We start from the raw sequence: 17,901 nt of genomic DNA on the forward strand, positions 1-17,901 counted from the left end.
GAAACCAAGATTCACCCTAGAGGAACCCCGAGTACCGCGGGACACGAGAAATCCCGTGGGAAGCTGGGAGGACCATCTCCCAAGGCTAAATACTAACCTCTGACCGATAGTGCACTAGTACCGTGAGGGAAAGGTGAAAAGTACTCCGATGAGGAGGGTGAAATAGAACCTGAAACCGTATGCCTACAAGCAGTCGGAGCACCATGTATATCAGGTGTGACGGCGTGCCTTTTGCATAATGAGTCAGCGAGTTACTCTTACTAGCGAGGTTAAGTTCATAGAACGGAGCCGAAGCGAAAGCGAGTCTTAACTGGGCGTTTAGTTAGTAGGAGTAGACCCGAAACCGGGTGATCTATCCATGTCCAGGGTGAAGCGAAGGTAACACTTCGTGGAGGCCCGAACCCACTGGCGTTGAAAAGCCAGGGGATGAGGTGTGGATAGGAGTGAAAGGCTAATCAAACTCGGAGATAGCTGGTTCTCCCCGAAATATATTTAGGTATAGCCTCGGGGGTTCCGTGATGGGGGTAGAGCACTGAATGGGCTAGGGGCCTCACCAGGTTACCAAACCCAACCAAACTCCGAATACCATCAACGTATACCCCGGGAGTCAGACTGCGGGTGATAAGATCCGTAGTCGAAAGGGAAACAGCCCAGACCGTCGGCTAAGGTCCCCAATTGTATGCTCAGTGGAAAACGATGTGGAAATGCCCAGACAACCAGGAGGTTGGCTTAGAAGCAGCCACCCTTTAAAGAAAGCGTAATAGCTCACTGGTCGAGTGGATCTGCGCGGAAAATGTAACGGGGCTCAAGCATACAACCGAAGCCACGGACTTATATTTCAAAATATGAGTGGTAGGGGAGCATTGTGTAAGCCTGCGAAGGTCAACCGTGAGGATGGCTGGAGGTATCACAAGAGATTATGCTGACATGAGTAGCGAAAATGCGGGCGAGAAACCCGCACACCGAAAACCCAAGGTTTCCTACGTAAAGGTAATCTGCGTGGGGTTAGTCGGTCCCTAAGGCGAGGCCGAAAGGCGTAGTTGATGGGAAACAGGTTAATATTCCTGTACCTCTTTTTACTGCGATGGGGGGACGGAGAAGGGTAGGCAATCCAGGCGCTGGTTGTCCTGGTTCAAGCGTGTAGGGGGGGAGAGCAGGTAAATCCACTTTCCCGTCAACTCTGAGACGTGATGACGAGAGCGTATGCTCATAAAGTTGTTGATCCCATGCTTCCAAGAAAAGCCTCTAAGCTTCAGGTAATTTGAGACCGTACCGTAAACCGACTCAGGTGGGTGAGGAGAAAATCCTAAGGTGATTGAGATAACACTGGTTAAGGAACTCGGCAAAATGACACCGTAACTTCGGGAGAAGGTGTGCCTCCACTAGGTGTAGCGATTTGCACGCGAAGCCGAAGGAGGTCGCAGAGAAATGGCGGTAGCGACTGTTTACTAAAAACACAGGACTCTGCTAAGTCGTAAGACGATGTATAGGGTCTGACGCCTGCCCGGTGCCGGAAGGTTAAGGGGATTTGTTAGCCGCAAGGCGAAGCTTTGAACCGAAGCCCCGGTAAACGGCGGCCGTAACTATAACGGTCCTAAGGTAGCGAAATTCCTTGTCGGGTAAGTTCCGACCTGCACGAATGGCGTAACGATTTCCGCGCTGTCTCAACCAGTGACTCAGCGAAATTGAATTGGCGGTGAAGATGCCGTCTACCCGCGGTAAGACGGAAAGACCCCGTGAACCTTTACTACAGCTTGACAGTGACATTCGGAATAGCTTGTGTAGGATAGGTGGGAGACTTTGAAGCTGGCACGCCAGTGTCGGTGGAGTCGTCCTTGAAATACCACCCTGGTTGTTTTGGATGTCTAACCTAGGCCCGTCATCCGGGTCGGGGACACTGTCTGGTGGGTAGTTTGACTGGGGCGGTCGCCTCCCAAAGAGTAACGGAGGCGCGCGAAGGTTCCCTCAGGCTGATTGGAAACCAGCCGTAGAGTGCAATGGCATAAGGGAGCTTGACTGCGAGACCAACAAGTCGAGCAGGTACGAAAGTAGGTCATAGTGATCCGGCGGTTCTGTATGGAAGGGCCGTCGCTCAACGGATAAAAGGTACTCCGGGGATAACAGGCTGATCTCCCCCAAGAGTTCACATCGACGGGGAGGTTTGGCACCTCGATGTCGGCTCATCGCATCCTGGGGCTGAAGTAGGTCCCAAGGGTTTGGCTGTTCGCCAATTAAAGCGGTACGCGAGCTGGGTTTAAAACGTCGTGAGACAGTTTGGTCCCTATCTACCGTGGGCGCAGGATACTTGAGAAGAGCTGTCCTTAGTACGAGAGGACCGGGATGGACGTACCGCTGGTGTTCCAGTTGTTCCGCCAGGAGCAGTCGCTGGGTAGCTAAGTACGGAAAGGATAACCGCTGAAAGCATCTAAGCGGGAAGCCTCCTTCAAGATTAGGTATCCCTGGGTGTAACAACCCCTGAAGGCCCGTTGTAGACCACAACGTTGATAGGCTAGGTGTGTAATCACAGTAATGTGTTGAGCTTACTAGTACTAATCGGCCGTGAGGCTTGACCATAAAAAAATAAATGGAAGGGGGGTGCTAACCCACCCCCCAACCTATAAAACAGTCAACTCCAAAACTAAACTAACTACAATCCCTCAATTGCAATTGGAAATCAATTAGCAAACAGCTTACAAGCTGGATGCAACCGATTTCTGGTGGCTATGCCGAGGGGGCCACACCCGTTCCCATCCCGAACACGGAAGTTAAGCCCCTCAGGGCCGATGATACTGCACGGGTAGCTGTGTGGGAAAGTAGGTCGCCGCCAGAATTAATAAAACAAACGCCCCGCCAGGTATACCTGAGCGGGGCGTTTGCGTATCTACATACATGATTCGGCTTGGATAAATTAAAGAAAACGAGTATAGTCACACGAATTTATCCGTTTATATGTTTGAAAGGATCATCGCCTGTATGAGTAGAAAAATGTTAATAAATGTACTCCATCCTGAGGAGGCCCGCGTAGCGATTGTGCAGGACGGGCGCTTGATGGAGCTGAATATCGAAATAAGTGGTAAAGAACAGACCAAAGGTAATATCTACAAAGGGGTCGTCGTGCGGGTTGAACCAGGCCTGCAGGCGGCCTTTGTTGATATTGGCCATAAAAAGCCCGGCTTTATTCAGATGGGAGATCTCCACCCTGCCAGTTGGCAATGGCGGGATGATCTTCCTGAGGGGGATCGTAAACGGCGTCCCCGAATACAGGATGTTTTGCGTCGTGGGCAGGAGCTGATAGTTCAGGTGGAGAAGGACGCTCGCGACATGAAGGGGGCTGCCCTGACCAGCTACCTCTCATTGCCTGGTCGGTACATGGTCCTGATGCCAGGTGATGATGCCGCCGGTATTTCCCGTAAGATTGAAGATAATGCCACCCGTAAAGAGTTGAAGGCGCTTGTTGCAGAACTGCAGGTGCCGGCAGGCTATGGTTATATTGTACGTACTGAGGCGGTTGGTAGGTCAGGTGAGGAGTTGAAAAAGGATCTTGACTACCTGATAGGTGTGCATGAACGGATTCTGCAACAGGCTGCCACGATTAAAGGTGCTGGTGAGATTTACCAGGATGCAGGCGTGATCATCCGCACCATCCGCGATTACTTTTCTGATGATATTGACGAAGTCTTGGTTGATGACAAGGCAGCGTGTCAGCAAGCAATTGATTTCTTTAAAGAGATCATGCCCGGTTGTGAGCGATTGGTTAAGCTGCACAAGGAAAAACGGCCGATCTTTTCAAAGTATCAGCTGGAAGAGCAGATTGATCAGCTCTATGAAAAACGTGTACCTTTGCCTTCTGGCGGCTCACTGATTATCGAGCCGACCGAGGCTCTGGTCTCTATTGATGTCAACTCCGGTAAATCCAGTGGTGAAAAAGGAGTTGAGGATACAGCTTTTAAGACTAATCTTGAAGCTGCGGCTGAGGTGGCGCGCCACCTCCGACTTCGTGACCTTGGTGGTTTGGTGGTGATTGACTTTATTGATATGCGTGACAACAAGCATAATAAGGAAGTCGAGCGGGCACTGAAAGATGCCTTGAAGATGGATAAGGCCAGAGTAAATCTGGGGCGGATATCCCAGTTTGGCATGATGGAGATGTCTCGTCAGAGGATTGCAAAAAATATTAATGACGCCATTCATCTTGAGTGCCCGCACTGTGAAGGACGTGGTCGTGTTAAATCGGTAGAGGCGATGGCAGTATCATTCTTGCGTAAGGTACATGCAGCTGCAGCCAAAGGCCAGATTGCTGAGGTCCGTGGGGGATTGCCGCTTGAAGTCGCTTATTTTTTGCTGAATCGCAAGAAGCGTGAATTAGCACAGATTGAGAATGACTATGAAATTGTTGTTACCATTAAGGGAAAGCCATCGTTCCTGCTTAATCAGCTGGAACTTGAAACAGTTCGTAAGGAAAAACAGCGGGATGAAATGCCGGAACTTGAGCTGCCACAGCAGTCTGCACCTGTTGACGTTGTTGACTCTTCTGTAACAACAACGGAAGTGCCGGAGGGTGAGGCTGTAACTGAGGCAGCGGCAAAAAAACGCCGTAAGCGTAAGCGTAAGAAAAAAAATACTGATCGGCCTGCTGACGCTGCTACTGAGCAAGCAGATGATGTCTTGAATACCTCAGTACCTGATGAGCCTGTGGCACCAAACGGTGAGGATGTCATTGCTGAGCAATCTGCTGAGCCCCTGGAGCCGGCAGCAAAAAAACGTCGTCGCTCCCGCTCCAGAAGGAAGCCGGCTGTGGTTAAAGAGAGTGAAGCAGAGTTTGGTAATCAGGCTGATGCAGATGCCGGTAGTCCGCAGGTTCCAGCGCCTGTCGACGTCTCTGATGGCGACGCGCCAGAGCTTCCAGTAAAGGCTACACGCCCCAAGCGACCTGCTAAAAAAGAGGCGACAGCTGTTGCTGAAACAATTATTGGGGAAGACCAGCATGTTCCGCCTGCTGATCCTGTTGTGGTCAAACCGGCTAGCAGAGCACGCAAGTCGTCTGCCCGGAAGAAAACAGCACAGGAACCGTCTGAAAATGTTGGTGAGCCAGTAGAGCCGGTAGTCGCACCTAAAGCCCGCAAGCGTCCAGCTTCTCGTTCAAAAAAGAGTGCCTCAGTTGCCGTTGATGAGGGTAAAGAATAGCTTGACGCTGATAGTACTCTGAGCTACTTTCTTCCGTTACACCGGTAGTACGGAATGAGTCTGAAAGGTGAGTTTAGGCAATGGAAGAATTAAGTGAATTACTGTTGCAACGTCGCAGAAAAGTAAATGATCTTTGGGCTGCCGGTATTAACCCGTATCCCAATGATTTTAAACCACAGCATACGTCTGCCGATGTTGTTGCTGTCTATGGTTCAGTTGAGCTGATTGATGCGCCTGATGCAGAGTTTGTGCTGGCAGGTCGTATTATTGCCCGCCGTTCCTTTGGTAAGGCTGCCTTTATTCAGCTTCAGGATCGTAAAGGGCGGATTCAGGTCTATGTCCGTAAGGATGATCTAGGTGAAGAGGTCTTTGCCCAGTTTGAGTCCTTTGATATTGGTGACATTATCGGCGTTACCGGGTTTCCGTTCCGTACCAAGACCGGTGAACTTTCCGTGCATGCCCGTGCTATCCGTCTGCTGGTTAAATCTCTCCTTCCATTGCCAGAGAAGTTTCACGGTTTGACTGATGTGGAGACACGGTATCGTCAGCGTTACGTTGATCTGATCGTCAATCCTGAGGTGAGAGAATTATTTATTAAACGCTCCAGGATTGTGAACCTGATCCGTAGCTTTATGACCTCCCGTGATTTTCTGGAAGTGGAAACTCCGATGATGCACCAGATTCCCGGTGGTGCCACGGCCCGTCCCTTTGTCACCCATCATAATGCACTTGATATGGAGCTATACCTCCGTATTGCACCAGAGTTATATCTGAAGCGTCTGGTAGTCGGTGGTTTTGAACGTGTTTTTGAGATCAATCGCAACTTCAGAAATGAAGGGATCTCGGTCCGTCACAATCCTGAGTTCACCATGATGGAGTTCTACCAGGCCTATGCTACCTTTGAAGACCTTATGGATTTCACTGAAGAGCTGTTCTGTCATGTGGCAGAGCAGGTGTTGGGCACCCTGGATTTTGCCTGTCAAGGACACGATATCAGCTTCCAGCGTCCTTGGCGTCGTCTGACCGTGAAAGAGGCTATCCTTGAATATGGCGATATTGATGCAAAAAAACTTGAAGACCGCGATCTGGCACTGGCCTATGCCCGTAGTATCGGGCTTGGTCTGACTGATGATATTAGTTATGGCAAGCTGATCATGGAGATATTCGAGGAGGTGGCTGAACATAAACTGATCCAGCCAACCTTTGTAACCGCCTATCCCACCGAGGTGTCACCTCTGTCCCGTAAAAATGACCAAGATCCCTATATTGTTGATCGCTTTGAGTTGATGATCGGTGGTCGGGAAATAGCCAACGCCTTCTCCGAGCTGAACGACCCGGTTGATCAGAAGGAACGTTTTCTTGCTCAGGTGGCTGAAAAGGATAAGGGGGATGAAGAGGCACACTACATGGATGAAGACTATGTGCGTGCCTTGGAATACGGCCTGCCACCGACAGCAGGCGAGGGGATCGGTATTGACCGTCTGGTGATGCTGCTTACTGATGCCGCCTCGATTCGGGATGTCATCCTGTTCCCGCAACTTCGTAAAGAGGCAAAATAACCGTTGGCACTGCCATTTGAACTTACCATAGGATTGCGCTATCTGAAGGCCAAGCGTAAATCCACGTTTATATCCATCATCACCTTCATCTCCACTGCCGGTGTGACCTTGGGTGTTATGGCGCTGATTATTGTGCTGGCGGTTATGACCGGTTTTGAACGGGATCTGAAGGAAAAGATACTGGGAACCAATGCCCATCTGGTGGTGATCCGCAGTGGTGCTCCGATGGAAAACTACCGGTCAACCATGGAGCAGCTGACCCGGCTACCAGGCGTGCAGGCAGCGACCCCGTTTATTTATAATCAGGTTATGCTATCAACCGGACGGAACGTTTCTGGAGTTGTGCTGCGTGGTATTGATCCCGCCTCTGACAAAAAAGTAACGCGCCTCTCACGCGCTCTTGTGCAAGGTAGCATGGATACGCTTGAGACGATTGAAAACGGCCTGCCGGAGCCGGGCCTGCTGATCGGTGGTGAGCTGGCAAAACATCTGAACCTAACCGTAGGTGACCGGGTAAATGTTGTCTCTCCCACTGGCACTATTACCCCGTTAGGGATGATGCCAAAGCTGAAGCCGTTTCGGGTTACCGGCATTTTTAACACCGGTATGTTTGAATATGACTCAACCCTGGCCTATGTAAGTATCAGCCAGGCCCAGAAATTTTTTGACCTTGGGGATACCGTAACTGGCATTCAGCTTAAGGTTGCAGATGTCTATGCCACCACAGAATTAGCGAAAAAGATTAATCATGAGTTTGGTCCGGAGCTGTATGCCCGGGACTGGATGCAGATGAACAGGAACATCCTTTTTGCGCTTAAGACTGAAAAGGTGGTCATGTTTATCATCTTGACCCTGATTGTTCTGGTGGCAGCCTTTGGGATCGCCTCTACTCTGTTTATGGTGGTGATGGAGAAAACCCGTGATATTGCAATATTAAAGACCATGGGCGCCCGTTCCAGCAGTATTATGAAGATATTTGTGCTTGAGGGGCTGATTATCGGGGTGATTGGAACCGTGCTGGGAGTATTGTCAGGCCTGCTGATCTCTTTCAATCTGGAGCCGATCATAAATGTTGTGCAAAAGGTAACTGGCAAGAACTTCTTTAGTAAGGAAATTTATTATCTGGATCACTTTCCTTCCCATGTGGTGATGTCGGACGTCCTGATTATTTCAGTAACCGCAATCCTGATCTCCTTTTTAGCCACGCTCTATCCCGCCTGGCAGGCATCCCGGATGCTGCCGGCAGAGGCACTGCGGTATGAGTAGTCTGCTGGAAGTGACCGGACTCTGCAAGGATTACCGGATGGGGGCTGAAACGGTGCAGGTGCTGAAGGGGATTGATCTTGCAATCTCTTCTGGAACCACAACTGCCCTGGTGGGTGCTTCTGGTGCCGGCAAGAGCACATTACTGCATATTCTGGGAGCGCTGGATCGACCCAGCAGTGGCAGGGTGACCTATAAAGGCCAGGATCTCTTTGCTCGATCTGACCGTGAACTGGCGGATTTCAGAAGCAGTACCATCGGTTTTGTGTTCCAGTTTCATCATCTGCTGCCGGAATTTACTGCGCTGGAAAACGTGATGATGCCAGCCTTGATTGCCCGTAAAGAACGGCGTCAGGCAGAACAACAGGCGCGGGCTATTTTGGGAGATGTCGGGTTGGAGCACCGCCTGTTACACCGGCCTGGAGAGTTGTCCGGCGGTGAGCAGCAGCGGGTTGCCATTGCCCGGGCGTTAATACTGGAGCCAGAATTACTGTTGGCTGATGAACCGACCGGCAACCTGGATGCGAAAACAAGTGAAGCAATTTACGAGCTGCTGGTGAAAATCCAGAAGCAAACCGGGATAAGTATGGTGATTGTTACCCATAACGAGCGAATTGCTGCAAGGATGGAACGAGTGGTTCGGCTTCTGGACGGACTTATTTTGCCTTGTACTACGGAGGAAGTGTGAATTATAACCCCAGCCTTACAACCGCACTGCTAATTGCTTTAGTGCTTGCCGATCAACCAGCCTATGCTGATGGTGAAAAAATAACCGAGGTGGTTGTGCGTGGCAACCGGCGGGTAGAGGCGTCAGCCATTTTGGGTGCTACCGCTATCAAGCCGGGTGATACGCTCGATGGTGACCGTACTGATGCTGATATTCGGTCCATTTTCAAGCTGGGACAGTTTCAGGAAGTTCAGGTTTCCAGTGAACCGGGTAAAGACGGCGTAATACTGGTCTACTCGGTGATTGAAAAGCCGATTGTCAGGGATATCCGGTTTGAAGGAAATAAAGAACTCAAGCAGGAAAAATTGCTGGAAGGGTTGCCGGTTCGTCGTAATGCCATCTTCTCGCAAAAAGATCTTGATAAGGCCGTTGCTAAACTGAAGAAGCAGTATCAGGATGAAGGGTTTTATCTGGTTACGGTAGAACCACAGATTGAGCAGCGTTCTCCTACTGAATATCAGGTGGTATTCAAGGTGGTTGAGGGCAATAAAATCAGAATCAGCAGCATCACTTTTGAAGGCAACACCGCCTTTAGTCCGCGCAAATTACGAGGAGTGATGGAAACCAAGGAAGAGTGGTTCATGTCTTGGTTAACCGGCGCCGGTACCTACAAGGAAGAGGTGCTCAGGAATGATGCCCTGCTGATCGCTGACCACTATATGAATAACGGGTATATCAACGTTAAAGTTGGTGAGCCGACGATGAAACTTGCAGAGGATCAGGAATCCCTGCTGGTGGATATCAGCATTACCGAAGGGGAGCAGTTCCGGATAGGTGAAATTACTTTTAAGGGAGATATTCTCTACCCGGAAAAAGAGATTCGTGAAAAGTTTAAAACTGAGCCTGGTGAGGTGTTCAGTCGGGCAAATCTGAGGGCTGATATCGGTACCTTAACTGATATGACCGCTGACAAGGGCTATGCCTTCAATAACGTTAACCCGCAAAGTAAGCCGGATCCCGAAAAAAAGCTTGTTGATCTGTCGTTTGAGGTGGAGAAGGGTGAGTTGGTTAGAATCGAACGGATCTCCATTGTTGGTAACTCCAAGACCCGTGACAAGGTTGCCCGCCGTGAACTGCGTCTGATGGAAGGTGAACTGTACAGCGCCACCGGTTTTAAACGCAGCAAGCAGAACCTGATGAACACCGGTTACTTTGAAGAGGCCAATGTGGCCACAGCCAAAGGCAGTGCGAGCGACAAGCTCAATGTCAATGTTGATCTGAAGGAAAAGGCCACCGGTGCCTTTACCATTGGTGGTGGTTACAGCTCCCTTGACGGCCTGATTTTTCAGGGCTCGGTTTCCCAGTCAAACTTCCTGGGGCTGGGACTTAAGGCCAATGCTTCGGCAGCCATCGGCGGCAAGTCAAATACCTATTCAGTCGGTCTGACAGACCCCTACTTCCTTGACTCCAAGTGGACCCTGGGGATGGATATCTACCGTTCAGAACGGGATTACACCGACTACAGCCGCCGTTTGACCGGTGGTGATATCAAGGCTGGCTATCCGATTACCGATTTTATCGGCACTTTCTGGATGTATAAGTATGAGATCAAGGATATTTATAACCCGGATACCTATTATGTGGCCGCAAATCTTCAGTATCCTGACAGCTACCCGCTGGGCAAGACAACCACCAGTTCCATCTATGCCAGTATTACCAACAATACTACAGATTTCCGTTTTGACCCCTCCAGCGGCATGGTCAATACCCTGTCAGTGGAATATGCTGGTTTAGGTGGTAACAACAAATACCTGCGGGAGATAGCAGATAATACCTTCTACTATCCGCTCTGGTGGAAGTTTGTCATTTCAACCAAGGTTGTGGTTGGTGCAGTGCAAAAGGTTGGCGCACCGATCCCGATTGATGAGAAGTTTTATCTGGGCGGGATCGGCACGTTGCGTGGTTATTCTGCTCGAACTGTCAGTCCTAAAAATAATGATGTCTATGTGGGCGGTGAAAAAGAACTGTTTGGCAACGTAGAAGTGAAGTTTCCACTGCTGCCTGAGTTTGGGATTAAAGGGGTTGGCTTCTTTGATTATGGTAATGCCTGGAGCGGCGGTTTTAAGCCCCCTGCTATGTATATGAGCTACGGTGGCGGTATCCGTTGGGCATCCCCTATGGGGCCTTTGAGGCTTGAGTATGGTATTCCGATCAACCCCCGTCCTGAAGACAGCAAGTCTGGCCGTTTTGAATTTGCAATCGGCAGTTTGTTTTAACCTTTATACAACGTAAGGAGAGACTCAATGAAGCGTTTGGTACTGATGGCACTGATGCTGGCTGTAATGACAGGTTCTGCCTGGGCCGCTGATATAAAGCTCGGCTATCTCGATATGCAGCGGACCTTGAACACCTCTGAAGCAGGTAAGGCTGCCAAGGCGCAACTGCAGGAGAAGCTGAAGAAATATCAGGAGCAGGTTAACGTCAAGCAGGAAGAGCTACAAAAGCTGAAAACCGACCTTGAGAAGCAAGGAATGGCCCTGACTGAGGCATCCCGTGCTGCCAAGGAAAAGGACTATCAGCAGAAGCTGAAGGACTTCCAGCGCTTTACCAAAGATGCTGAAGAAGACCTGCAGGCTCGTGATGGTGAGTTTACCAAAAAAATCCTTGAGACCCTTGAAAAGATTGTTCAGGAATATGGCAAAAAACATGGCTATTCCATGATCTTTGATGCCCGTAGCGCTGGTATGCTCTATGCCGATCCCGGTGTGGATCTGACTGAAGAGATACTGAAGGCCCTTAACGCAGCGCAAAGCAAGAAATAGACAGGGTGGCAACCATGCTGACCAAGACACTGCAGGAGTTGGCAGATCACCTGGGCGGTACGGTCCGTGGTGATGGTACGGTCAAGATCAACGGGCTTGCTCCCCTTGAGGGGGCTGCTCCTGATAAGGTTACCTTTCTGGCTAATCCCAAATATGCTGCCAAAGTAGCAGATACCAAGGCCGGCGGCGTGTTAATGGCGCCCGGCGGTGAGTCCTATGGGCGCAATGTTATTGAGCTGGCTAACCCGTATTTGGGCTTTGCCAAGCTCTTGACCCTGTTTTATACCCAACCCCACCCTGCTCTTGGCGTAATGCCTGAAGCGGTGGTCGGCACCAATGTTGTGCTTGGTGAAGATATCAGTGTCTATCCCGGTGCTGTGGTTGGAAACAACGTCGTTATCGGAGATCGGGTGGTGATTCATCCCGGTGCAGTGATCTATGACGGCGTCGTTATTGGTGACGACTGTGTGATCCACGCCAATGCGGTGATTAGAGAACACTGCCGACTGGGCAAACGTTGCAAACTGCAGCCTGGTGCCGTGGTCGGCAGTGATGGATTCGGCTATGCACCGGATGGTTCCTCCTATTATCCGATCCCCCAGATCGGGATTGTGGTACTGGAAGATGATGTTGAGATTGGTGCTAATGCAACCGTTGACCGGGCTGCCCTTGAGGTAACCCTGATCAGGCGTGGTACCAAATTGGATAATCTGGTGCAGGTGGCTCACAACTGCCAGATCGGCGAAGACTGCATGATCGTATCGCAGGTTGGGATTGCCGGTAGCAGCAAGATCGGCAACCATGTCACTCTGGCTGGTCAGGTGGGGGTGGTGGGACATGTCACCATCGGTGATAACGTGATCGTCGGTGCCCAGGCCGGTGTGCCCGGCTCGCTGGAGGGCAATGCCTATTACAGTGGTTCTCCTGCCATGCCGCACAAGGAATGGCTGAAGACCATGGGGGCCCTGCCCAAGCTGCCTGAGATGAGAAAGAAGATGAATGAGTATGAAAAACGCTTGGCCGCCCTTGAGGCCCGGCTGGCAAAGGAGTAAGCAATGGAACCAACTATGCCGATGGATATAAATGCCATCATGAAGATTTTGCCCCACCGTTTTCCGTTCCTGCTGGTGGATAGAATTGTTGAACTAGAGCACGGCAAGCGTTGTGTTGGTATTAAAAACGTCAGCATCAATGAGCCGTTCTTTCCCGGCCACTTTCCCGGTCATCCGGTTATGCCCGGTGTGCTGATTATCGAGGCTATGGCTCAAGTTGCCGGTATTATGGCCTATCTTGCGTCCGATGATGAGACCAAGAAGAAGGTCAGCTATTTCATGGCCATTGACAGTGCTAAATTCCGCAAGCCGGTGGTGCCCGGTGATCAACTCCGGATCGAGATCACCACAACTATGAACCGCCGCGGCATCTGGGGGGTTGATGGCAAGGCATTTGTTGACGGCAAGCTGGTGACCGAGGCCTCGCTGAAGGCCACCTTTGCTCCGGCAGAATAACAGGGAGAGACCATGAGCATCCATGCAAGCGCAATAGTCCACCCCTCTGCACAGCTGGCTGAAGGGGTCGAGATCGGTCCCTATGCCATTATTGAAGAGCATGCCATTATCGGCAAAGGCACCAGCATCGGTGCCCATGCCGTTATCGGCAAGTGGACCGAGCTGGGGGAGAATAATCAGATCTATCACCTGGCTTCGGTCGGTGCTGCCCCGCAAGACCTGAAGTACAAGGGTGAAGAGTGCTGGACCCGGCTGGGCAACAATAACGTGATCCGCGAGTTTGCCACCATTCATCGCGGTACCGTAACCGGCCATGCCGAGACCGTGATGGGTAACAACAACCTGATGATGGCCTACTCCCATGTGGCCCATGATTGTGTGGTTGGTAATGGTAACGTCTTTGCCAACTCAGCTACGCTGGCTGGCCACGTAACGGTTCAGGATAACGTGATTCTGGGTGGACTGGTGGCGATCCATCAGTTTACTACCATTGGCTCCTACTCCATGCTGGGTGGTGGCACACTGGTGGGGCTGGATATTCCTCCCTATATGATTGCTACTTCCGGTAAACGGGACGCGACACTGCGGGGGCTGAACCTGATCGGTCTGAAGCGTCGTGGCTTTAGCGATGAGTCAATCAGTAACCTGAAGAAGGCCTACAAGACCCTGTTTATGGCCGGCCTTAAACAGCCTGAAGCCATCGCAAAGATCAGAGCTGAGATCGTCGGTTGTGCCGAGGTAGATACCCTGCTGGCCTTTATTGAAGCCTCGCAGCGCGGGATCTGTCGCGGATGAGCAGGCTTCGCGCTGCAGTCATCGGGGTCGGCTACCTTGGTACCTTCCATGCACAGAAGTACGCTGCCCTGGAAGGGGTTGAGCTGATCGGGGTGGTGGATGCCGATGCTGGCCGGGCAGCTGAGGTGGCTGCTGCCTGCGGATGTCAGGCCTTTACTGACTATCGTGAACTGATTGGCCGCGTTGATGCGGTTAGCGTGGTGGTGCCGACCCAGTACCACCATCAGGTGGCAAAAGAGTTTCTGGCTGCTGGCGTACATGTGCTGATTGAAAAGCCGATTACCGTTACCATTGAACAGGCCGATGAACTGATCAGTCTTGCTGATACCGGTAAGCTGGTCTTCCAGGTGGGGCATCTGGAGCGTTTTAATCCGGTGCTGATGGCCGTGGAAGAGGTGCTGATCGAACCGCTGTTCGTCGAATCTGTGCGGATTGCCCCCTTCAAACCCCGCGGTACCGATGTCAATGTTGTGCTGGATCTGATGATCCACGATATTGAGATCATCCAGCATCTGGTTAAATCTCCGGTGGCAAAAATTGATGCCATTGGCGCGCCGGTCTTTACCGGTGAAGAAGATATCGCTAACGCACGGATTGCCTTTGAAAACGGCTGTGTTGCCAATGTTACGGCAAGCCGGATTAGTCTCAAAAGCGAGCGTAAGATGCGGATCTTCCAGCGTGATGCCTACCTTACCCTGGACTTCCAGAACAAGAAGGTGCTGGTTGCTAAAAAAGGGGAAGGTGAGCTGTTGCCCGGCATCCCCAATGTGCAGGTCAAGGAACAGGAGCTGGGACAGTCAGATCCGTTACTGTCTGAGATCAGCTCGTTTGTAGAGGCGATAACCGAAGGTAAACAGCCCCAGGTAAGTGGCCGGGATGGCAGGATGGCGCTGGAAACAGCGTTAAAAATCAATGAAGCTCTGAACAGGATACGCCCATGATACCAATGGTAGACCTGAAGACCCAGTACCACCAGTTGAAGAGTGAGATTGATACAGCAGTTCTTGATGCATTGGAAAGTACCCAGTTTATTCTGGGACCCAATGTCACCAATCTTGAAAAGGAAACGGTCAACTATCTGGGCAGCCCCCATGCCGTTGGCTGTGCCTCAGGTACTGATGCCCTGCATCTGGCTGTCCTGGCTGCCGGAATCAAGCCGGGTGATGAGGTGATCACCACGCCGTTCACCTTCATTGCCACGGCTGAGGCGATCTGCTATGCCGGTGCAGTACCGGTCTTTGTTGATGTGGACCCGCAAACCTTTAACATCGTGCCGGAACTGATTGAAAAGGCCATTACCCCTCGAACCAAGGCGGTGATCCCGGTACATCTCTTTGGCCAGCCTGCTGATATGGCTGCCATCAGTGCAATTTGTGAACGTCATAACCTGGTGCTGATTGAGGATTGCGCCCAGTCTTTCGGAGCTGCCTTTGCTGGCCGTATGACCGGTTCCATTGGAGCCTTCGGCTGCTTCAGCTTCTTCCCCAGCAAAAACCTGGGGGGGTACGGTGATGGCGGTCTGGTAACTGCTGCCACAGCAGAAGGGGCTGAAACCCTCAAGATGCTGCGTAATCATGGCAGTAAGGTGCGCTACCACCATGATGTGATCGGTTTTAACAGTCGCCTTGATGATCTGCAGGCCGCTATTCTGCGGGTTAAGCTGCGTCATATTGATCGCTTTAATCAGGAACGCCGTCGGGTAGCCCATCGTTACTCAGAAGGGCTGAAGGATGTTGTTACGGTGCCGTTTGAGGATGGCAAAGGTATCCATGTCTACCACCAATATACGGTATTAACAGACAAGCGTGATCTGATTATGGCAGCCTTGAGTGAGCAGCAGATTGCCAGCGCAGTCTATTACCCGATCCCGCTGCATCGTCAGAACGTCTTTGCTGAACAGTGCCGTACCCTTTCGCTGCCTGTCGCAGAGTCTATTGCAGACCGCTGTATGTCGTTGCCGGTCTATCCTGAAATGACCAATCAGCAGGTGGATCAGGTAATCGCAGCAGTACGCGGGGCATTGGCTGGATAATGGGAGCAGGACGGCCCAAACGGGTCATGATAGTTGCAGGCGAAGCGTCTGGTGATATCTACGGGGCAGGATTAGTGCGCGCAGTACAGGCAACTGATCCTGCCTTTTCCTTCTTTGGCATCGGCGGTCCCCGCATGCGCGAGGCTGGCTGTGAGACCTTGGTTGACTCTGCAGATATGGCGGTGGTTGGGTTGGTGGAGGTGCTGAAACATTTTGATGTTATTGCCGCCGCCTTTCTCAAGCTGAAAAAGATCCTGCTGGAAAATCCTCCTGATCTGCTGATCCTGATCGACTACCCCGGATTTAACCTGCGTCTGGCCAAGGTGGCAAAACGGGTCGGTGTCAAGGTGCTCTACTACATCTCGCCCCAGATCTGGGCCTGGCGGCAGGGACGGGTAAAAAAGATCAAGCGTCTGGTTGATCATATGGCAGTGATCCTGCCTTTTGAGGCTCAGTTCTATGAAAAGGCCGGAGTACCGGTCTCCTTTGTGGGGCATCCCATGGCTGATCTGGTTACGGTGACCTTAACACGTGAACAGGCTGCAACCTCCTTTGGTCTTGATCCTTCACGACAGGTTGTGGGGTTGTTTCCTGGCAGCCGCAGGAGCGAAGTCACCCGTCTGTTGCCTACTATCATTGATGCAGCCCGCTTGCTACAACAACGCTTTCCCGAGCTTCAGTTTGTCCTGCCTTTGGCTTCAACCCTCACCGATAATGATCTCGCTCCCTGGCTTAAGGACTGTGATCTGCCGATAACGATTACCCGTGAACGGATTCATGACCTGATGCGGGCCTGTGACGCCGTGATATCAGTCTCAGGTACCGTGACCCTGGAGGTTGCCCTGGTGGGGACCCCGCTGGTTATTATTTACAAGCTGTCTCCGATTACCTTCCAGCTGGCCAAGCGGCTGGTCAAGGTGGAGCATATCGGTCTCTGTAATATTGTGGCTGGTGAGACGGTGGCCAAAGAACTGATTCAGGATGATGCCTCACCAGAGCAGATTGCGGCAGAGATTGGACGTCTGTTGGGTGATGAGCCTTATAACAGAGAGATCAAAAAACAACTTTCACACGTGCGCGAGCGGCTTGGCGGTGGCGGTGCTGACCAGCGCATGGCCGATCTGGTCGTCAGTATGGCGGGGCAGCCATGAAGAAGATAGTCTGGATGCTGCAGGTAGCGGTACTCTACTGTTTTACCTGGATGGTGGCTCTGGTGCCGGAAGGTCTGTCCCAACGTTTTGGAGTGGGTGTCGGCCTGCTGATGCGCCGGGTCTTGGCCAGCCGCCGTCGTATTGCAGAGGAGAATATCAGCCGTGTGCTTGAGCATATGCGTGTTCAGCCAGAATGGACCTGCACTATTCCAACCGCTGAGGGGATTGCACGGGAGGTATTTTGCAATCTTGGGCGTTCACTGGTGGAGACCTGCCGTTTATACCACGGTAAAGGTGATGGCCTGATTGACCGGATTGAGGTGCGGGGAATGGAGCATTATAATGCAGCCCGTGCTCTGGGAAAGGGTATTATCTTCCTGACTGGTCATTGTGGTAACTGGGAACTGATGGCACTGGCCTATGCCCGTCTGTTCAAGGCGCCGCTTTCGGTGGTGGCGCGGCGGCAAAACAACCCCTATCTGAACACCATGGTGGAGCGGATGCGGATGCATTATGACAACACGGTCATCTATAAGGACAATGCACTCAGGAACATGATCGCTGTTATCCGTAAGAATGGAACCATCGGACTCCTCGTTGATCAGACCGTTTTCCCTGAAGAGGGCTACCTGATTGATTTCCTGGGCAGGCCTGCCTGGGCCTCCAAGGCCCCGGTGTTGCTTGCCCGTAAAACCGGTGTGCCAATTGTTCCGGCTTTTATTCATCGTGAGCAGGGACGGCATGTGATTGATATTTATCCCCTGCTTCAGTTTGAAGGCGCTGCCGATGAGCGAGGCTGGCAGGATGACGTCAAGACCTATTCCCGCATGATTGAGAAGTTTATTGTGGCCCATCCAACGCAGTGGTACTGGGTACATCGCCGCTGGAAGAGAACTGAAGGGCTATGAGCAGCGGCCGCT

At 51.6% G+C, this 17,901-nt stretch carries 13 protein-coding genes and 2 rRNA genes (1 of these 15 running past the window's edge); all 15 read left to right on the plus strand.

Going from position 1 to position 17,901, the window contains the following annotated elements:
* Positions 1-2,574 (plus strand): 23S ribosomal RNA (locus B5D39_RS13045) (it extends 383 nt beyond the left edge of the window).
* A 139-nt stretch (positions 2,575-2,713) separates the two neighbouring features.
* A 5S ribosomal RNA gene (gene rrf, locus B5D39_RS13050) occupies positions 2,714-2,830 on the plus strand.
* Between the two features lie 143 nt (positions 2,831-2,973).
* Entirely contained in the window at positions 2,974-5,184 is a 2,211-nt protein-coding gene (locus B5D39_RS13055) for an Rne/Rng family ribonuclease (RefSeq protein ID WP_078790902.1), read from the plus strand.
* 80 nt (positions 5,185-5,264) lie between these two features.
* The gene (gene lysS / locus B5D39_RS13060) at positions 5,265-6,743 is read left to right on the plus strand and encodes a lysine--tRNA ligase (RefSeq protein WP_078790903.1); all 1,479 of its coding nucleotides are present in this window, start codon (positions 5,265-5,267) and stop codon (positions 6,741-6,743) included.
* A gap of 9 nt (positions 6,744-6,752) precedes the next feature.
* Complete coding sequence (locus B5D39_RS13065; protein WP_078790953.1) at positions 6,753-8,009, plus strand: lipoprotein-releasing ABC transporter permease subunit; 1,257 nt, start codon at positions 6,753-6,755, stop codon at positions 8,007-8,009.
* Positions 8,002-8,694 (plus strand): ABC transporter ATP-binding protein, encoded by a 693-nt coding sequence (locus B5D39_RS13070; RefSeq protein ID WP_078790904.1) that lies wholly within the window; start codon positions 8,002-8,004, stop codon positions 8,692-8,694. Before B5D39_RS13065 ends, B5D39_RS13070 begins: the two co-directional genes overlap by 8 nt.
* The gene (gene bamA / locus B5D39_RS13075) at positions 8,691-10,949 is read left to right on the plus strand and encodes an outer membrane protein assembly factor BamA (protein WP_078790905.1); all 2,259 of its coding nucleotides are present in this window, start codon (positions 8,691-8,693) and stop codon (positions 10,947-10,949) included. Before B5D39_RS13070 ends, bamA begins: the two co-directional genes overlap by 4 nt.
* Before the next feature lie 27 nt (positions 10,950-10,976).
* Complete coding sequence (locus B5D39_RS13080; RefSeq protein WP_078790906.1) at positions 10,977-11,495, plus strand: OmpH/Skp family outer membrane protein; 519 nt, start codon at positions 10,977-10,979, stop codon at positions 11,493-11,495.
* A gap of 14 nt (positions 11,496-11,509) precedes the next feature.
* Complete coding sequence (gene lpxD, locus B5D39_RS13085) at positions 11,510-12,547, plus strand: UDP-3-O-(3-hydroxymyristoyl)glucosamine N-acyltransferase (protein WP_078790907.1); 1,038 nt, start codon at positions 11,510-11,512, stop codon at positions 12,545-12,547.
* A 3-nt stretch (positions 12,548-12,550) separates the two neighbouring features.
* Entirely contained in the window at positions 12,551-13,003 is a 453-nt protein-coding gene (gene fabZ / locus B5D39_RS13090) for a 3-hydroxyacyl-ACP dehydratase FabZ (protein ID WP_078790908.1), read from the plus strand.
* A gap of 12 nt (positions 13,004-13,015) precedes the next feature.
* Positions 13,016-13,798 carry an acyl-ACP--UDP-N-acetylglucosamine O-acyltransferase gene (gene lpxA / locus B5D39_RS13095; protein WP_078790909.1) on the plus strand — a complete coding sequence of 261 codons (783 nt, stop codon included), beginning with the start codon at positions 13,016-13,018 and terminating at the stop codon, positions 13,796-13,798.
* Entirely contained in the window at positions 13,795-14,739 is a 945-nt protein-coding gene (locus tag B5D39_RS13100; protein WP_078790910.1) for a Gfo/Idh/MocA family protein, read from the plus strand. Before lpxA ends, B5D39_RS13100 begins: the two co-directional genes overlap by 4 nt.
* Complete coding sequence (locus tag B5D39_RS13105) at positions 14,736-15,830, plus strand: DegT/DnrJ/EryC1/StrS family aminotransferase (RefSeq protein ID WP_078790911.1); 1,095 nt, start codon at positions 14,736-14,738, stop codon at positions 15,828-15,830. The genes B5D39_RS13100 and B5D39_RS13105 overlap by 4 nt, the downstream gene beginning before the upstream one ends.
* Positions 15,830-16,981, plus strand: coding sequence for a lipid-A-disaccharide synthase (gene lpxB, locus B5D39_RS13110; RefSeq protein WP_078790912.1), 1,152 nt, complete (start codon positions 15,830-15,832; stop codon positions 16,979-16,981). Before B5D39_RS13105 ends, lpxB begins: the two co-directional genes overlap by 1 nt.
* A complete protein-coding gene (locus B5D39_RS13115; RefSeq protein ID WP_078790913.1) occupies positions 16,978-17,889 on the plus strand; it encodes a lysophospholipid acyltransferase family protein in 912 nt (303 codons plus the stop codon). Before lpxB ends, B5D39_RS13115 begins: the two co-directional genes overlap by 4 nt.
* Positions 17,890-17,901: the final 12 nt, after the last annotated feature.

It is taken from the genome of Trichlorobacter thiogenes (assembly GCF_900167465.1).
In the GTDB taxonomy this organism is placed as follows: domain Bacteria; phylum Desulfobacterota; class Desulfuromonadia; order Geobacterales; family Pseudopelobacteraceae; genus Trichlorobacter; species Trichlorobacter thiogenes.